Here is a 17,022-nt window from a genome sequence, read left to right as displayed (position 1 = left end):
ATAACGAGGAGTCTGGACTCATGCCGGTATCGGTCACGCTTCCCGCACTGGGGGAAAGCGTCACGGAGGGCACGGTCACCCGGTGGCTTAAGAGCGTCGGTGACCGAGTCGAGGTCGACGAACCCCTGCTGGAGGTCTCGACCGACAAGGTGGACACGGAGATCCCGTCGCCCAGCGCCGGTGTCGTGACGCAGATCCTGGTGGCGGAGGATGAGACCGCCGAGGTCGGCGCGGTGCTCGCCGTCATCTCCGACGAGGGGGAGGCGGCCGCGCCGCAGCAGGACGCTCCGGCCGCGCAGCCGGCGGCCGCCGCGCCCGCTGCTGAGGCTCCCGCGCCGCAGCAGCCCGCCGCGCCCGCGGCTCAGCCGGAGCCGGCCCAGCCGGCCGCGCAGGCCGCTCCGCAGGGTGGCGGCGAGGGCACCCCGGTGACCCTCCCGGCGCTTGGCGAGAGCGTCACCGAGGGCACGGTCACTCGCTGGCTGAAGAGCGTCGGCGACGCGGTCGAGGTCGACGAGCCGCTGCTGGAGGTCTCGACGGACAAGGTCGACACGGAGATCCCGTCGCCCGTCGCCGGGACGCTGCTGGAGATCAAGGTCGCCGAGGACGAGACCGCTCCGGTCGGCGCGGTGCTCGCGCTCGTCGGTGCGGCCGGCGGCGCTCCCGCACCCGCGGCCCCGGCTCCCGCTCCGACACAGCCGGCCGCCCCGGCCCCGCAGCCGGTGGCGGAAGCCCCGAAGCCCGCCGCCCCGGCCCCGCAGCCGGTGGCCGAGGCGCCGAAGCCCGCTCCGGCCCAGCCCGCTCCGGCGGCTCTGGTGCCGGCCCAGCCCGCGGCGAACGGCCGGCCCACGGCTGGGACGCAGGTCAACGGCGACGCCGGTGGCTACGTGACCCCGCTGGTCCGCAAGCTCGCCGCCGAGCACGGCGTCAACCTGGGCAGCCTGAACGGCACCGGGGTCGGTGGCCGCATCCGCAAGCAGGACGTCCTGGACGCGGCGGCGAAGGCCAAGGCTCCGGCGGCTCCGGCCGCGAGCGCTCCGGCGGCTGCCCCGGCGAAGGCGCAGCCGAAGGCCGAGCCGAGCCCGCTGCGGGGGCGTACCGAGAAGCTGACCCGCATGCGCCAGGTCATCGCCAAGCGCATGGTCGAGTCGCTGCAGGTCTCGGCGCAGCTCACCACGGTGGTCGAGGTCGACGTGACCAAGGTCGCCAAGCTCCGCGAGCAGGCCAAGAAGGACTTCCTCGCCCGGCACGGCGTGAAGCTGTCCTTCCTGCCGTTCTTCGCGCTCGCCGCGGTGGAGGCCCTGCGCCAGCACCCGTCGGTCAACGCGAAGGTCGACGTGGAGGCCGGCACGGTCACCTACTTCGACGTCGAGCACCTGGGCATGGCGGTCGACACCCCGGATGGCCTCATGGTGCCGGTGATCCACAACGCGGGTGACCTCAACCTGGCCGGGCTCGCCAAGCGCATCGGCGACATCGCCGAGCGCACCCGGAGCAAGAAGCTCACCCCGGACGAGATCTCGGGCGGCACGTTCACGCTGACCAACACCGGCAGCCGGGGCGCGCTGTTCGACACGCCGATCATCAACCAGCCGCAGGTCGCCATCCTCGGCACCGGTTCGGTGGTCAAGCGTGCGGTCGTCGTCGACGACCCGGACCTGGGCGAGCTGATCGTCCCGCGCTACATGGTCTACCTGGCCCTCTCCTACGACCACCGGCTGGTGGACGGCGCCGACGCGGCCCGCTACCTGACGACGGTCAAGGAGCGCCTGGAGGCGGGCAACTTCGAAGCCGATCTCGGCCTCTGACGCACGCTGATCAGCCCCCGGCCACTACGGCCGGGGGCTTTTCTATAGCTTGGTCTCATGAGGATCGTCGTCGCGGGGGCCTCGGGCTTCCTGGGCCAGCCGCTGATCGCGCACTTGCGGTCCGCGGGTCATCAGGTCACTCAACTGGTACGCCGAGAGCCCGAGCGGCCAGGTCAAGTGCGATGGGACCCGACCAAGCCGATACGCCTCCCGGACGAGACGGGTGCGGTGGTGAACCTCTGCGGCGCGGGTGTCGGCGACCACCGGTGGTCGACGGCGTACAAGGAGCTGATCTACAGCAGCCGGATCGTGCCGACGACCACGCTTGCCACGGCCGTCCGGGAGCAGGACGTCCCGCTGCTGGTCAACGCCTCCGGCGTGGCGGCGTACGGGGATCGCGGCGACGAGGTGCTCACCGACGACTCGGCCACGGTCACCGGCGACTTCCTCGCCGATCTCAGCGTGGACTGGGAGGGCGCCGCGATGACGGCTGCCCCGGCGCGCGTCGCGATTCTGCGTACGGGTCTTCCGTTACACCGCAGTGGCGGTCTGCTGAAACCGTTGCTGCTGGCCTTCAAACTCGGCGTCGGCGGCAAGCTCGGCAGCGGCCGGCAGTGGCTGCCCTGGATCTCGCGGACGGACTGGCTGCGCGCGATCGGCCACATCATCGCGACCCAGGAGTTGGCCGGGCCGGTGAACCTGGCCGGGCCTGAGGCCGCCACCAACGCCGAGTTCACCACCACGCTGGGTGGGCTGCTGCATCGGCCGACGATCATGCCGATCCCGGAGTTCGGCGTACGCCTCCTCGTCGGCGAATTCGCGAACGAGGCGTTCAAGAGCACCCGGATGGTGCCGGAAGCGTTGCGGCGTACCGGTTTCGACTTCGAGCACCGGACGATCCGGGAGGGGCTGACCGCAGCGCTGCACGATTGATCCACTCGGGGGTCTGGTGCCGACGGGGTGTTAAGAATATTCTGCGACTTGATCACCTTCGTGAATCATTCACGAGCCCCCTCCCCCGAAGGAAACGTCCATGGCACTTACCCCCAGCCGCCGTTCCCTGTTCAAGGGCGGCCTGGTCGCGGGCGCGGGCGCGCTGCTCCCGCTCACCGCGGCGACCGCGGCGTTCGCCGACGACGACGCGTTCGACTTCATCATCGACTGCGACTCGTGGGGCGCCCGGCCGCCCTCGGGCTCGCTGGTCATGCGTACCGGGACCACCCGGAAGATCGTCATTCACCACATGGCGTTCCCGAACGTCACCGACTACTCGCGGGAGCACGCCCTGGCGCTCGCGAAGTCCTGCCAGAACCTGCACATGGACAAGAACGGCTGGTCCGACACCGGTCAGCACTTCACCATCAGCCGCGGCGGGTACGTCCTCGAAGGACGGCACCGCAGCTTCGAAGGTCTGAAGTCCGGCCAGGCCCAGGTCACCTCGGCGCACTGCGTGGGTGAGAACACCCAGAGCATCGGCATCGAGAACGAGGGCACCTACATCGACGAGACGCCGCCGGAGGCGCTGCTCGACTCGCTGGTGAAGCTGTCGGCGACGATCTGCACGCAGTACAAGATCCACGCGCACAACATGTTCGGGCACTGGGACTGGAACAGCACGCAGTGCCCCGGCATCGCGTTCTACCGGCTCTTCCCGGAGCTGCGGCGCCGGGTGGCCGTCGCGATCGGCACGCCGCTGTCGGAGGTGCCGGAGCGGACCTGGCCCGACATCTTCACCAGCTCGGCCGGGCAGACCGTGGTGCTGACCAAGTACCTGCTGCGCAACCAGGGCTACACGACGCTCACCACGAACGGCACCTTCGACGCGGGCCTGCTCGCGGCGGTCCAGGACTGGCAGGGCAAGCACGGCATCACGGTGGAGAGCGACGGCACCGTCTCCGACCCGACCTGGGAGACGCTGGCGGTCGACGTCGACAAGGACGCGGTCGGCGAGCACGTCGCCGGGCTGCAGTTCGTCCTGGCGAACAAGGGCTACCAGGTCGCCGTGACCGGGGCGTACGACCACGACACGATGAAGGCCGTCCAGGAGATGCAGCGGCTGCACGGGCTGCCCGCCAACGGCAAGGTCGACCTGTCCACGTGGTGCGCGGTGGCCGGCGGCATCGTCAAGGACGAGTTCCAAGGCACCCTCCACTAGCCCCAACCCTGTGGCGGGCCCGCCTTGGCGGGCCCGCCACAGGGCCAGCCACAGGGCCAGCCACAGGGTCAGCAGGCGGAGACGAGGACGTAGTAGTTGGTGCCGGTCTGGCGCAGGGACGTCGTGGCGTACGTGTTCCACAGTCCGAGGTAGTCGTTGGACCCGTTCGCGTACGCGTACCCGAGTGTCTGGTGCGCGCGCCCGGCCACGGTGTGGGCGTAGTTGCTCGCGGTGTAGCAGGGGCCCGAGGAAGCGGACGGAGTCGGCGACACGGACGCCGACGGCGAGGGTGAGGCCGAAGCAGTGGCAGTCGGCGTGGCGGTCGGGGACGGCGACGAGCCCGAGAGCAGCCCGAAGAACACCGCGTCGTAGTACGCCGAGCAGATGTAGTCCAGGAAGTACGCCGCCGTCGAACCGCATTGGTCGCTGCCGCTGCCGGGGTCGACCGGCAGCCCATGGGCCATCCCGCTGATCTGATAGAGGCGTACGTCGTCGGAGCCGTAGACCGACAGTGTGGTGCCACCGGTCAAGGTGGACGTCGACGTGGCCGTCTGCGAGACGCCGCGGACGTTCGTCCACTGGTCCCGCGAGTTCGTGGCGTTCTTCGGCTGCACCGTCGTGTCCGAGGTGCCGTGCCAGATCGCCACCCGGGGGTACGGCCCGGAGTAGCCGGAGTACCCGGCACGAGCGAGATCGCCCCATTGCTGGGCGGTCTTGGTCGGCGGGCTGTACTGGCAGGTCGTGGCTTCGGTCAGGGAGGTGGCACAGCCGTACGGCAGCCCCGCGACGATCGAGCCCGCCGCGAAGACGTCCGGGTACGCGGCCAGCATGACCGCGCTCATCGCCCCACCGGCGGACAGCCCGGTGACGTAGACCCGCGAGGCGCTGACCCCATAGTTCGAGACGGCGTACGCGATCATGCTGCGGATCGAGGCGGCCTCCCCGGAACCCCGGGTGATGTCGCCGGACTGGAACCAGTTGAAACACTTGGAGGAGTTGTTCGAGCTGCTCTGCTGGGGCAACACCAACGCGAACCCGGCCTGGTCGGCGTACTTGCGCCAGCCGGAATTGGTGAAGTAGCCGGTGGCGTCCTGCGTACAGCCATGCAGGAGGACGACCAGGGCGGCGCCGGACGCCAGGTTGTCCGGCTGGTAGCTGTACATGGCCAGGCTGCCGGGATTGCTCCCGAAGCTGCTGACCTGAGTCAGCGAGGCCGCGCGGGCGGGCGCGGCGAGGAGGGCGGCCGCGGCGAGGACTCCGGCGGCCGCCGCCACGAGGGCGGACAGGGGACGGTTCATGCCCGTCAGGATGGGGAGATTCACCCCACCCCCGACATGGTGTGGCGACACATTTCGATGCACCGAGTTATGGCGCGAACCGCCCCGCCGTCCCGGGTCAGCAGTCGCGGAGAGCGGGCGACTGGTTCAGCAGTTGGCCGCGCGGCGAGATGAAGGCTTGGTAGGTCGCGCCGCCGACGGCCGAGGGCCGGAACGCCGCTACCCGATGGCAGTTCTGGAAGGCGAACGTGACGCCGAAGTGGCGGCCGAGGCCGCCACGGATCGCGTCACTGGCCAGGGCGCGCAGCAGCTGGCCACGCTCGGCCTCGCTCGGCGGCGGGACTTCGTGCCGGCCGAATTCGGCATCCGGGTCGGCCGCGAGGTCTTCGGCGGCGGCGCTCACGACGGACCAGGCATACGGGAGGGATTGACGGACACAGTCGACGAACTCGGCGTCGTCGACCGCACCGGCCTCGGCTCGCTCCAGCAACGCGGTCGGCACATCAAGGGACATTGCGTACTTCCTTTCCGAAAGGCTCGAGCGCCTGCGGCCCGAGCACGAAGGTGGGATCGATCTGCGCGCCGAGGTCTTCGCCGGTCTTGGCGTTGCCCCAGGCTTGGGCGTTGCGCAGGTGGAACTCGACGGCCTGGGCGGTGTAGCGGGCCCAGTCCTGGACGCAGCCGTCGAGGGCGGTCCGGAGCCGGTCGAGCGCGGCGGCGTTGGCCGGTTCCAGCTCGGCGAGCGGCCGGGCGACGCCCCGTTCGGCCGCCTTCACGTACGCCGACCGCCTGAACGAGGTCAGCAGGTCGTCGCCGACGTGCTCCCGCAGGAAGTCCACGTCGGAGTCGTCGTCGACCTTGTTGCCGACCACGTGCACGCGGACGCCGAACTCGCGGGCGTAGCCGACGTACTGCCGGTAGACGCCGACGCTGCGTACGGTGGGCTCGCAGACGAGGAAGGTGGCGTCGAATCGGGTGAACAGGCCGGAGGCGAAACTGTCCGCGCCGGCCGTCATGTCCACCACGGCGTACTCCCCTGGGCCGTCGACCAGGTGGTTGAGGAGCAGTTCGACCGCGCCGACCTTCGAGTGGTAGCAGGCGACGCCGAGGTCCTCGGTCGCGAACGGTCCGGTGACCGCGAGGCGGACGCCGCCGACCTCGCGTACGGCGGCGTCGTAGATCGGGTTGTCGCCGGTGATCGTGATCAGCCGGGAGCCCGTCCCCGGTGGCGTCGTCTTGACCATGGCCGCCGCCGAGGAGATCCGCGGGTTCGTCCCGCGCAGGTATTCCTTGATCGCCGGGAGCTGGTCGCCGAGGGCGGGCAGCATGACCGCCTCGTCTTCGGGCGCGCCCAAAGCGGCCGCCAGGTGTTGGTTGATGTCGGCGTCCACGGCCAGCAGCGGACTGCCGCGCTGGGCCAGATGCCGGGAGAAGAGTGCGGCCAGCGTGGTCTTGCCCGACCCGCCTTTGCCGACGAATGCCGTCTTCATACTGATAGTGGTAGTCGTTTTCATTTAGCCTGTCGAGGGCGACACTCCGGTCATTGCTAAAGTTCTCCGGTGGCGCGTACGCAGGTCGAGAACCCTCCCGCTATGGCACCGCCCCCTTCGCAGACGCGACTGTCGAGGAAGCCTGACCTCGCCGTCGCGGTGATCTCGCTGGCCCTGGCGGTCTACCTGACGAGCGGGCTGTGGGCGGGCCCGACGCATCGGGCGATCGGCGTCAACTCCGGCGACCAGGCGCTGTTCGAGTGGCTGCTGGGCCTCGGCGCGCATGCGCTCACGCACGGGGAGAACCCGCTGCTGACGACCTGGCTCAACGCTCCCGACGGGGTCAACCTCGCGGTCAACACCTCGATCACGGCGTACGCGGTGGTCTTCGCGCCGCTGACGATCTGGCTCGGCCCGGCCGTCGCCTTCACCGTGATCCTGACGCTGAACCTCGCCGCGACGGCGTACTGCTGGTTCTGGCTGTTCCGCCGCTATCTGCCCAGCACGACCACTGACCGCACTCCTGGCGCTTCAAGCAAGCTCTCAGCGGCGGGCGCGGCTGTCGGGGGCATCTTCTGCGGCTTCGCCCCGGCCCTGGTCTCCCATGCGAACGCCCACCTCAACTGGACCGCGCAATGGCTGGTGCCGCTCATGATCGGCACGGTCGTACGGCTGGGCCGGAACCGGCGCTGGATCCGGGACGGGATCATCCTCGGGCTGCTCATCGCGGCCTGCTTCTCGATCGCGGCCGAGCAGCTCTTCTTCGCGGCGCTCGCCGGGGTGATCTTCGTCGCCGTCTGGGCCGTCACCGAACGGGCGCAGGTGCGCTCGATGGCCGCGCCGGTGCTGAAGGGGCTGGCCGTCGCCGCCGGGGTGTCCGGCGTACTGCTCGCGTATCCGCTGTGGCTGCACTTCGCCGGCCCCTACGGCTTCCACGGCACCGGCTTCGACGCCAAGATCCACAGTGAGGACCTGGCGGCGTACGGGACGTGGCCGGTCCGATCGCTGGCCGGCGCGCTCGGACTCAACCTGAACCTGGCGCCCAACCCGACCGAGGAGAACTCCTTCTTCGGGCTGCCGTTGCTGCTGCTCAGCATCGCCGCGTACCTGGTGCTGCGCCGAGTGTCCGACCGTGCGATCGTGCGGGCGCTCGCGGTCACCGGAGTGGTCTTCGCGGTGCTCTCCCTTGGCCCGCAACTGCGCTGGTGGGGCTCGCTGACCCCGGTTCCGATGCCGGCCGCGCTGCTCGTGAAGCTGCCGGTGTTCAACGCGGCGCTGCCGTCGCGGCTGGCCCTGGTCGTCTCACCGGTCGTCGGCGCGCTGCTCGCGCTGCTGGTGAGCCGTCTCCGGGTGGTGCCAGGCCCGCGGTGGGTCTGGGTCGCGGGGCTGGTCGCGGCTCTGCTGCCGCTCGTTCCCACTCCCCTGTTGGTACGCGAACGGCCGCCGGTGCCGCACTTCATCAGCTCCGGCGCATGGGAGCGATATGTGAGCGACCGCGGTGTGCTGGTCTCGGTGCCGATCGCCAACGACCTCGTGCCGGACGGTCAGCGCTGGCAGGCCGACGCGCTCGCCCGGTCGGCCGGTGACCGGGGCCCGGTCTTCCGCATCCCGGCCGGCTTCTTCCTCGGGCCGGGCGGCCCCGACGGCACCGGACGCATCGGCCCCGTCCCCACGTACGCCCAGACCCTGCTCGAAGACGTGACGAAGACCGGATACGCCCCGCCGATCACCGACTCCGAGCGCACCCGCTTCCGGGCGGACCTGAAGTACTGGGGCGCCGAGGCGGTCGTCCTCGCCGACGACGTCCAGGGCGCGCACTGGGAGACGCATCAGCCCGCCCTGTTGGAGGTCATGAAGCGGCTGCTCGGCGAGCCGCAGCGAGTCGACGACGTCTGGCTCTGGCAGGTCTGACCGCCGTGAGCCGTGGCACAGCGGCTAGCGCTGGGTCCGCGTCGGCCTACGCTGGGAGCGTGACGACGACTGAACCGTCCACCGTCGCCGGCCCGTCCGCCATCGCGGTCCAGTGGCTCGGCGAGCTCGAATACCTGGCGGCCTGGGACTTGCAGCGCGAGCTGCACCAGAAGGTGGTCGAGGGCACCCGACCCGACACCGTGCTGCTGCTGGAGCATCCGCCGGTCTACACGGCCGGGAAGCGTACGCAGCCGTGGGAGCGGCCGTTCGACGGGACGCCGGTGATCGACGTCGACCGCGGCGGCCAGATCACCTGGCACGGACCGGGTCAGATCGTCGGCTACCCGATCATGCGGCTCGCCGGGGTTCCCGGTGGGCACGCGATGGACGTCGTGGCGTACGTGCGGCGGGTCGAGCGCATGCTGATCGCCGTCTGCGCCGACCTCGGCGTGGCGACCGAGCGGGTCAAGGGCCGCTCCGGCGTCTGGGTACGCGAAGACCACCGCGGCCCGGACCGGAAGATCGCCGCCATCGGCATCCGGGTCGCCCGCTCGGTGACGCAGCACGGCTTCTCGCTCAACTGCGACCCCGACATGAGCTGGTACGACCGCATCGTGGCGTGCGGCATCCGCGACGCCGGGGTCACCTCGCTCAGCCAGGAACTGGGCCGGGACGTGACCGTCGCCGAGGTGCTGCCGCTCGTCGAGCGCAACCTCCCCCTGCTGCAGGAGTAGGCCCGCAGCAGGGGAAGGCCCGGCTCAGGGCGTGACCCGGTGGAGGTCGCGGGGGAAGTAGGTCACCTCGCGGATGTTGGCGATCCCGGTCAGCTGCGCGACGAACCGTTCCAGCCCGATCGCGAACCCGCCGTGCGGCGGCATCCCGAGCTTGAAGACCTCCAGGAACGACTCATACGGGCCGAGCTGCGCACCGCGTTCGGTCAGCGTCGAGACATAGTCGGCGTACCGGTGCAGGCGCTGGCTGCCGGAGACCATCTCGATGCCCCGGAAGATCAGGTCGAACGCCCGCGAGTAGGGTTCCCGGCCCGGTTCCGGATGCGTGTAGAAGGCGCGTTTCAGCGTCGGATAGCCCTCGACGTAGACGAAGTCCGAACCGTGCTCACGCAGACCCCACTCCCCGACCGCCCGCTCGTGCGCCGGGGCGAGGTCCTCCTCGTCCGGCGACGCGCCCGCGATCTTCAGCGCCTCGCTGAAGTGCAGGATCGGGATCTCCGCCGGAACCTCCGGCAGGTCGAACCCGGCTCCGGCGACCGACGGCACTGCCTTGGCCTCGGCGATCATCCCGGCGACCACGTCGCGCAGCACCGCCATGACGTCGCGCTGGTTCTCGATGAAGCCCAGTTCGGCGTCGAGCGAGACGTATTCGGCCAGGTGACGAGCGGTGTCGCTCGGCTCGGCCCGGAACGCCTGGCCGATCTCGTAGACCCGTTCGAACACCCCGACCAGCGTCTGCTTGTAGAGCTGCGGAGACTGCGCCAGGTACGCCTTGCGCCCGAAGTAGTCCAGCTCGAACACGTTCGAGCCGGACTCGGTGGCGATGCCGACGATCTTCGGGCTGTGCACCTCGGTGAAGCCGAGCCCGTCGAGGGTCGACCGGAAGCCGCGGATCACGGCCGCCCGCAGGTCGAACAACGGGCGCCGGGCCGGATGCCGCAGCGTCAGCGGCGCGTGGTCGAGCAGTGTCGGCAGGGTCACGGTGAGGCTGGGTCGGAACAGCTCGACCGGCAGGGCCTCGACCTCGTCGGACAGCACCTCGATGGTCGGGCCGGTGAGTTCGACTCCACCGGGGGCGACCTCGTTCGCGGTCACGGTGCCGGTCACGCGGACCACCGTCTCCTCGCTGAGCGCCTCCAGCTCGGCCGAGGTCGTCACGACCTGGGCGAACCCGGAGCGGTCCCGGAGGATGAGGAAGGCGACGGACTTGAGCATTCGGCGGCGGTGAATCCAGCCGGCGATCGTCACTTGCTCGCCGACGTGCCGGGCGAGTTCAGCGGACAGGATGCGTTGCATGGTGTGAACCTCCTCGATCAATCGCAACGCGATCCCCAGGGAGGTGCGGGCGAGCGGGAAGCCTCGCGGTACCACCACACCTTCGCCGCTCGGGGTGAGCGGCCTCTCGATCAGATTGACGGAGATCATCCCGGCGGGGGTCTACCGGCGCTGACGCGCCCTCTTCCCCGCAGCTCAGAACCGGTCCACCCGGGCGTCAACCGGTGACTCGGCCCGTCGTCGCTGTTGCCGAACAGGGTAAACGTGAGGGAAGAGACGCCGCAACCGGGTTGTGGCGGTGCTTACCTCGACTGCCCGGGGGCGGCCAGTGAGCGTAGTCTTTGCCTCGTGACCATGGTTGCTCCCGAGGGCCGGCGCATGCTGCGTATCGAGGCCCGAAACGCCGAGACCCCGATCGAGCGCAAGCCCGACTGGATCAAGGTCAAAGCGAAGATGGGCCCCGAGTTCACCCAGCTGCGCGGCCTCGTCCAGCGCGAAGGGCTGCACACCGTCTGCCAGGAAGCCGGCTGTCCCAACATCTACGAGTGCTGGGAGGACCGGGAGGCGACCTTCCTCATCGGCGGCGACCAGTGCACCCGGCGCTGTGACTTCTGCCAGATCGACACCGGCAAGCCGGCCGAGTTCGACGCCGACGAGCCGCGACGGGTGGCCGAGTCGGTCGCCTCGATGGAGCTCAAGTACGCCACCGTGACCGGTGTCGCCCGCGACGACCTGCCCGACGGCGGCGCCTGGCTGTACGCCGAGACGGTCCGACAGATCCACGCGCTCGTCCCGGGGTGCGGTGTCGAGTTGCTGATCCCCGACTTCAACGCCGAGCCGGCCCAGCTGGCCGAGGTCTTCGGCAGCCGGCCCGAGGTGCTGGCACACAACCTGGAGACGGTCCCCCGGATCTTCAAGCGCATCCGCCCGGCGTTCCGCTACGAGCGGTCGCTCGACGTGATCACCCGGGCCCGTGAGGCCGGCCTGGTCACCAAGTCCAACCTGATCCTGGGCATGGGCGAGGAGCGCGCCGAGGTCTCCCAGGCGCTGCGCGACCTCCACGAGGCCGGCTGCGAGCTGATCACGATCACCCAGTACCTGCGCCCGACGCCGCGGCACCACCCGATCGACCGCTGGGTGAAGCCGGAGGAGTTCATCGAGCTGAAGGCCGAGGCCGAGGAGATCGGCTTCGCCGGGGTCATGTCCGGGCCGCTGGTGCGCTCGTCGTACCGCGCCGGCCGGCTCTACCGCCAGGCGCTGGACGCCCGCAAGCTCGCCGCCGCCTGAAGCTGATTAGACTTCAGGTCATGGCGAAACCCTCAGAGGAAAAGGTCTCCTTCGGCGGACGGCTGAAGCAGATCGGCATGGTGTTCAAGTTCACCGCAAAGCAGGACAAATGGTTCGTTCCGCTTGTGGTGGCCGCCGTGCTCATTCCGATCGCCGTGACGGTGCTCGTCGTCGGTCTGACGAGCAGCTGGATCTGGATCCCCATGGGCGTCCTCGTGACGCTCCTCGCCGTCCTGGTCGTGCTCAATCTGCGCAGCAACACGGCGATGATGAACGCGATCGAGGGCCAGCCCGGCGCGGCCACCCAGATCCTGTCGTCGCTGCGCGGCAACTGGCGTACCAAGGAGCAGCCGCTCGCGTTCACCGTGAACAACGACTTCGTGCACCTGGTGCTCGGCCCGGCCGGCGTGGTGCTCATCGGCGAGGGCGAGCCGCAGCGGGTCAAGCCGATGCTCGGTGAGCAGAAGCGGCGGCTGGGCAAGGTCATCGGCCAGACCCCGCTCTACGACATCATCATCGGCAACGACGAGGGCCAGGTCTCCATCCGCAAGCTGCGTACGCACGTGCTGCGGCTGCCGAAGAACCTCTCCGGCAAGGAGATCAACTCCTTGGACCGGGCGCTGACGGCGCTCACGGCGCGGCCCCAGATGCCGAAGGGCGGACTCCCGAAGGAGTTCCGCCCCCCGAAGGGCGCCATGCGCCAGATGCGTGGCCGCTGACCGTAGGTACCGGCGGACAGTCCACCGCGGGTTATTTCCGCAGGCTTCCGGTGTACTGCTTGGTCTCGCTGCCCACCAGGCACGAGACCGAGTGGTCGCCGCTGTTCCAGACCAGCGACGTGTGCGGGTAGAGGTAGTAGACCTCCAGGGTGTCGTCCTTCTGCGCCTCGGCGCTCAGCGCGTCGACCCGCTCCGTGCAGCCATCCTCGGACTGCTTGATCACGGTGTCGCTGCCCGGGTAGGTCGAGCCGCTCAGGTTGAACACGGCGTACACCTCGGCGCCGTGCGCCTGCGAGCAGGGCACCACGTCGACGGCCTTCACGACGCCCTCGGCGGGCAGCTTCTTGAGGCAGTCGCCGAGCTTCAGCTCGACCGAGCTGACCGTGCCCTCCTCGGTCACCGTGCCGTCGGCGTCCCGGTCGGGCTGGTTCAGCGCGCTGATCGCGACGCCCGCGCCGCAGGCCAGCAGCCACACCACGGAGAGCACGAGACCGGCGATCGCCATGCCCCGGCCCTTCTGGTTGCGCTTCTTGATCTGACTGAGGGCGACGAAGCCGAAGATGACGGCGAACAGGATGCCGCCGAGGATGCCGAAGATCAGCGACGCCACGGCGAAGCCGTTGGTGCCCGACGGCGGCGGGGTCTGCGGCTCCCATTGCGAACCGGGCGGCGGGAACTGTTGCCCCGGCGCGCCGTACTGAGGCTGCCCATACTGCGGCTGAGGCTGCCCGTATTGGGGCTGCCCGTATTGGGGCTGCCCGTATTGGGGCTGCCCGTATTGGGGCTGCCCGTATTGGGGCTGCTCGTACTGCGGCTGGGGCTGCGGCGCGCCGTACGGCTGCGGGGGCTGACCGTAGGGTGGCGGATTCTGAGGATTTTGGGGCTGAGGGGGGTATGTCACAAGATCGCAGCCTAACGGCTTCGATCTCTGCCCGCTCAGGCAGGCGTTATCACACTGCGGGCGAGACGGTCGTGGACGCCCCGGCGCTCAGGATCCATGATCAGCGCGGGGACGACGAGAGCCAGCAGCAGGCCCCGCAGCGCCGCCCGGGGTACGCCGATCCGCGTACCGCCGTCGATGCTGACGCACCGGATGCGGGCCAGCCGCATGCCCGGGGTCTGGCCGAACAGGCCGAGGAAGAAGGCGTACTCCAGGATGAGCACCGCGACCGGTTCCCAGGTGGCGGTACGCAGATCGGGCACGAAGAAGCCGGAGACCAGCAAGCACAGCAGCCAGTCGACGAAGAGCGCCACGAACCGGCGGAAGAGCGTCGGAACGGCTTCTTGCGAGGTCTCGGTCACGGACGTCAGCGTACTCGCCTAGGCTTTGGTGAACGCACGGTGGCGCAGCGCACGTGCCATGTAACACGGCCGAAACAAAGCCGACACGGCTGGGCAACGCCGCCTCCGTACCGTCGCGACCAGCCAACGGCCACCTGCGCAAGTCGACGAACGCCTTGACCAGTGACCGCGAGCGCACCGATCTAGAGCCATTGCCAGGAGGACGTGTTGTTCGCCAACCCCGAGGAACTCCTTCGGTACCTCAAGGACGAGGACGTCAAGTTCGTTGACGTCCGTTTCTGTGACCTGCCCGGCGTGATGCAGTTCTTCACCGTTCCGGTGGAATCCTTCGACGAGAGCGCCTTCACCGAAGGTCTCGCCTTCGACGGATCGTCGATCCGCGGCTTCCAGGCCATCCATGAGTCGGACATGCTGCTCCTGCCCGACGTGACGACGGCCTTCATCGACCCGTTCCGGATCCAGAAGACCCTCGCGCTGAACTTCTTCATCCACGACCCGTTCACTCGTGAGGCGTACTCCCGGGACCCGCGCAACATCGCCAAGAAGGCCGAGGCCTACCTGGCGGGCAGCGGCTTCGCGGACACGGCCTATTTCGGCGCCGAGGCGGAGTTCTACATCTTCGACTCGATCCGCTACTCGACCCAGGCCAACCAGGCGTTCTACCACATCGACTCGATCGAGGGCGCGTGGAACACCGGCGCGGCGGCCGAGGCCGACGGCGGCGCGAACCGTGGCTACAAGCCCGGCTACAAGGGCGGCTACTTCCCGGTCGCGCCGACCGACCACTACGCCGACCTGCGTGACCTGATGGTCACCAACCTGGCGGACCTCGGCTTCACCGTCGAGCGTGCGCATCACGAGGTGGGCACCGCCGGCCAGGCCGAGATCAACTACCGGTTCGCCACGCTGCTCGCGGCGGGCGACCAGATGCAGCTGTTCAAGTACGTCGTGAAGAACACCGCCTGGCACGCCGGCAAGACCGCGACGTTCATGCCCAAGCCGCTGTTCGGCGACAACGGCTCCGGCATGCACACCCACCAGAGCATCTGGCTCGGCGGCGAGAACCTGATGTACGACGAGACCGGCTACGGCGGCCTGTCGGACCTGGCCCGCTGGTACATCGGCGGTCTGCTGCACCACGCGCCGTCCCTGCTGGCCTTCACCAACCCGTCGGTGAACTCCTACCGTCGTCTGGTGCCCGGCTACGAGGCTCCGGTCAACCTGGTCTACTCGCAGCGCAACCGCTCCGCCTGCACGCGTATCCCGGTCACCGGCACGAACGCGAAGGCCAAGCGCATCGAGTTCCGCTGCCCCGACCCGTCGTCCAACCCGTACCTGGCCTTCTCGGCCATGCTGATGGCGGGCCTCGACGGCATCAAGAACAAGATCGAGCCGCCGGCACCGATCGACAAGGACCTCTACGACCTCCCGCCGGAGGAGGCCGCGAGCGTCCAGCAGGTCCCCGGCTCGCTGGCCGACGTGCTGACCAACCTGGAGACCGACAACGAGTACCTCCAGGCGGGCGGCGTGTTCACCGGCGACGTCATCGAGACCTGGATCGACTACAAGCGCTCCACTGAGATCGACCCGATCCGGTTGCGCCCGACGCCGCACGAGTTCCAGCTCTACTTCGACGTCTAAATTCGACGTCGCAGTCACGCAGAAGGCCCCGGCTGAACGCCGGGGCCTTTTGCGTACGCCGCCTAGGCTCGCCGCATGCGTGTGACGTCCCCAGGCGGAACGGACTGGTGGGTCGGCCGTGGCTGGCTGCCGTGGCGTCCACACAACTGGTTCGACGGCGACTTCGACGTCGACTTGGACGGTGACGACCTGTTCGGGCTCATCCTGAGCGTTCTGGGACTGATCCTGAGCTTCGTGCTCCCGATCCTGCTGGGGATCGTGCTCACGATCGGCGAGTGGCTGGCATTGATCCCGGCCCTGCCGGTCGTGCTCCTCCTCCGGGTCGGCTTCGGTCGGCCGTGGCCGGTCGGAATCCGGGCCGGTCGCGGTGACCACACCTATTGGACGGCGATCTCCGGGTGGCGCGCCTCCGCGCACCTCATCGACGACACCGCCCGGGAGCTCACGGCCTTCGGCGAGCCCCGGACCCTCCAGGCCCAGGTGGAAGCTCAGAGCGTACGCACGTAGGAGTACTGGACCGCGCAGGGCTGATAGCCGAGCCATTCGTTGACCGCCAGCATCGGCTGGTTGACCTCGTCGTTGCTGGTGTACGCGGCCGTCACTCCCGCGGCTGCGGCGCGGCGCACGGCGTCGGACTTGGCGAGCTTGGCCAGCCCGCGACCGCGATGCGACCGGAGCGTCCCCGTGCCGCCGGACCACATCCGGCCGCTTTCCCGGTCCATCTCGACCAGGGTGTACGCGGCCGGGACCCCGTCGGCGAGGACGACGACGCTGGCGTCGTGGTCGGTCGCAGGGTTCTGCCAGATCTCGGCGTACCAGTCTTCGTAGGAGACGGCGTCCATCGCGGTGTCGCCCGGCTCGTCGACGACTGTCGCGGCGTCGACCGAGTAGAGCGCCTCCGGGCCGGCCTCACGGGCGGACACGAGGGCCACTCCGTCGGGGGTGGCGGGCGCGGGCGGCAGCTTCGCGACGTCGGTCAGGTCGAGCTTGGAATAGCGCAGCTCCGCCGTACGCCCATAGCCTCGCCGCGCCAGGAAGCCGGCCACGTCCTCGTCGTCGGTGCCCCAGACCTGAATCTTGCGTGCGTCGTGCTCGGCGAGGTGGGCTTCGAGGACGGCGTACAGCTGGGCGCCGAGTCCTTGGCGGCGGTGGTCGGGGTGGACCATGACGAAGAGCGAGGCCGCTCCCTGCTCGGAGGTCCAGGTGTTGAACCCGGCCCGTCCGGCTGCCACGATCTGGCCGTCGACCTCGGCGACGAGCACCTTCGCGTACGCCCGCTCCGGCGTCACCGCCCAGAAGTGCAGGATCCGCTCGGCGCTGAAGACCTGGTACGGGGTGACGACCCGCCGCAGCGTGTTGAACGCGGCCGCGTCGGCGGCGCCATTGGCCGGACGGAGGAGTGCACTCATACCCGAAGGTCTACCAGTGG

16 protein-coding genes are annotated in these 17,022 nt (G+C 69.5%); 9 read left to right on the top strand and 7 right to left on the bottom strand.

Annotated features, from left to right (window positions below):
- The first annotated feature begins 20 nt into the window (after positions 1-20).
- From sucB to HDA40_RS31645, 3 genes are all read left to right on the top strand, one after another.
- Positions 21-1,805: a 2-oxoglutarate dehydrogenase, E2 component, dihydrolipoamide succinyltransferase gene (gene sucB, locus HDA40_RS31655; RefSeq protein ID WP_253761464.1), complete on the top strand. Its 1,785-nt coding sequence runs from the start codon at positions 21-23 to the stop codon at positions 1,803-1,805.
- A gap of 57 nt (positions 1,806-1,862) precedes the next feature.
- On the top strand, positions 1,863-2,738 hold the full coding sequence (locus HDA40_RS31650) for a TIGR01777 family oxidoreductase (protein WP_253761463.1): 876 nt from the start codon (positions 1,863-1,865) through the stop codon (positions 2,736-2,738).
- A 100-nt stretch (positions 2,739-2,838) separates the two neighbouring features.
- Positions 2,839-3,960: a peptidoglycan recognition protein family protein gene (locus tag HDA40_RS31645; protein WP_253761462.1), complete on the top strand. Its 1,122-nt coding sequence runs from the start codon at positions 2,839-2,841 to the stop codon at positions 3,958-3,960.
- 68 nt (positions 3,961-4,028) lie between these two features.
- On the opposite strand, the gene HDA40_RS31640 is transcribed toward HDA40_RS31645, so the two are convergent.
- From HDA40_RS31640 to HDA40_RS31630, 3 genes are all read right to left on the bottom strand, one after another.
- Positions 4,029-5,258 (bottom strand): extracellular catalytic domain type 1 short-chain-length polyhydroxyalkanoate depolymerase, encoded by a 1,230-nt coding sequence (locus HDA40_RS31640; protein WP_253761461.1) that lies wholly within the window; start codon positions 5,256-5,258, stop codon positions 4,029-4,031.
- 97 nt (positions 5,259-5,355) lie between these two features.
- Complete coding sequence (locus HDA40_RS31635) at positions 5,356-5,751, bottom strand: SCO5389 family protein (protein WP_253761460.1); 396 nt, start codon at positions 5,749-5,751, stop codon at positions 5,356-5,358.
- Positions 5,741-6,727: an ATP-binding protein gene (locus HDA40_RS31630; protein ID WP_253761459.1), complete on the bottom strand. Its 987-nt coding sequence runs from the start codon at positions 6,725-6,727 to the stop codon at positions 5,741-5,743. The genes HDA40_RS31635 and HDA40_RS31630 overlap by 11 nt, the downstream gene beginning before the upstream one ends.
- 102 nt (positions 6,728-6,829) lie before the next feature.
- Here HDA40_RS31630 and HDA40_RS31625 point away from each other — a divergent pair, with 102 nt between their 5' ends.
- Positions 6,830-8,638: a DUF6311 domain-containing protein gene (locus HDA40_RS31625; protein WP_253761458.1), complete on the top strand. Its 1,809-nt coding sequence runs from the start codon at positions 6,830-6,832 to the stop codon at positions 8,636-8,638.
- A gap of 59 nt (positions 8,639-8,697) precedes the next feature.
- Positions 8,698-9,372 (top strand): lipoyl(octanoyl) transferase LipB, encoded by a 675-nt coding sequence (lipB, locus tag HDA40_RS31620; RefSeq protein ID WP_308197787.1) that lies wholly within the window; start codon positions 8,698-8,700, stop codon positions 9,370-9,372.
- 24 nt (positions 9,373-9,396) lie between these two features.
- Here lipB and aspS read toward each other — a convergent pair whose 3' ends face one another.
- Positions 9,397-10,665, bottom strand: a complete 1,269-nt coding sequence (gene aspS / locus HDA40_RS31615) for an aspartate--tRNA(Asn) ligase (RefSeq protein WP_253761457.1) — start codon at positions 10,663-10,665, stop codon at positions 9,397-9,399.
- A 333-nt stretch (positions 10,666-10,998) separates the two neighbouring features.
- Between aspS and lipA the strand changes: the two genes are divergently transcribed.
- Both lipA and HDA40_RS31605 read left to right on the top strand, forming a co-directional pair.
- Positions 10,999-11,931 carry a lipoyl synthase gene (gene lipA, locus HDA40_RS31610; RefSeq protein ID WP_253763874.1) on the top strand — a complete coding sequence of 311 codons (933 nt, stop codon included), beginning with the start codon at positions 10,999-11,001 and terminating at the stop codon, positions 11,929-11,931.
- A 20-nt stretch (positions 11,932-11,951) separates the two neighbouring features.
- Complete coding sequence (locus tag HDA40_RS31605; protein ID WP_253761456.1) at positions 11,952-12,650, top strand: DUF4191 domain-containing protein; 699 nt, start codon at positions 11,952-11,954, stop codon at positions 12,648-12,650.
- 31 nt (positions 12,651-12,681) lie between these two features.
- On the opposite strand, the gene HDA40_RS31600 is transcribed toward HDA40_RS31605, so the two are convergent.
- Together HDA40_RS31600 and HDA40_RS31595 are read right to left on the bottom strand one after the other, a co-directional pair.
- Positions 12,682-13,551 (bottom strand): DUF4190 domain-containing protein, encoded by an 870-nt coding sequence (locus HDA40_RS31600; protein WP_253761455.1) that lies wholly within the window; start codon positions 13,549-13,551, stop codon positions 12,682-12,684.
- A 35-nt stretch (positions 13,552-13,586) separates the two neighbouring features.
- A complete protein-coding gene (locus tag HDA40_RS31595) occupies positions 13,587-13,952 on the bottom strand; it encodes an RDD family protein (protein ID WP_253761454.1) in 366 nt (121 codons plus the stop codon).
- Between the two features lie 207 nt (positions 13,953-14,159).
- Between HDA40_RS31595 and glnA the strand changes: the two genes are divergently transcribed.
- Positions 14,160-15,593: a type I glutamate--ammonia ligase gene (gene glnA / locus HDA40_RS31590; protein ID WP_253761453.1), complete on the top strand. Its 1,434-nt coding sequence runs from the start codon at positions 14,160-14,162 to the stop codon at positions 15,591-15,593.
- Between the two features lie 75 nt (positions 15,594-15,668).
- Entirely contained in the window at positions 15,669-16,100 is a 432-nt protein-coding gene (locus HDA40_RS31585; protein WP_253761452.1) for a hypothetical protein, read from the top strand.
- Here the strand turns inward: HDA40_RS31585 and HDA40_RS31580 are convergent.
- Positions 16,082-17,002 carry a GNAT family N-acetyltransferase gene (locus HDA40_RS31580; protein WP_253761451.1) on the bottom strand — a complete coding sequence of 307 codons (921 nt, stop codon included), beginning with the start codon at positions 17,000-17,002 and terminating at the stop codon, positions 16,082-16,084. The genes HDA40_RS31585 and HDA40_RS31580 overlap by 19 nt on opposite strands.
- Between the last annotated feature and the right edge of the window lie 20 nt (positions 17,003-17,022).

It is taken from the genome of Hamadaea flava, from assembly GCF_024172085.1.
In the GTDB taxonomy this organism is placed as follows: Bacteria; Actinomycetota; Actinomycetes; order Mycobacteriales; family Micromonosporaceae; genus Hamadaea; species Hamadaea flava.
Note: the sequence above shows the minus strand (reverse complement) of the source record. Positions and strands in the feature narration are given on the sequence as shown.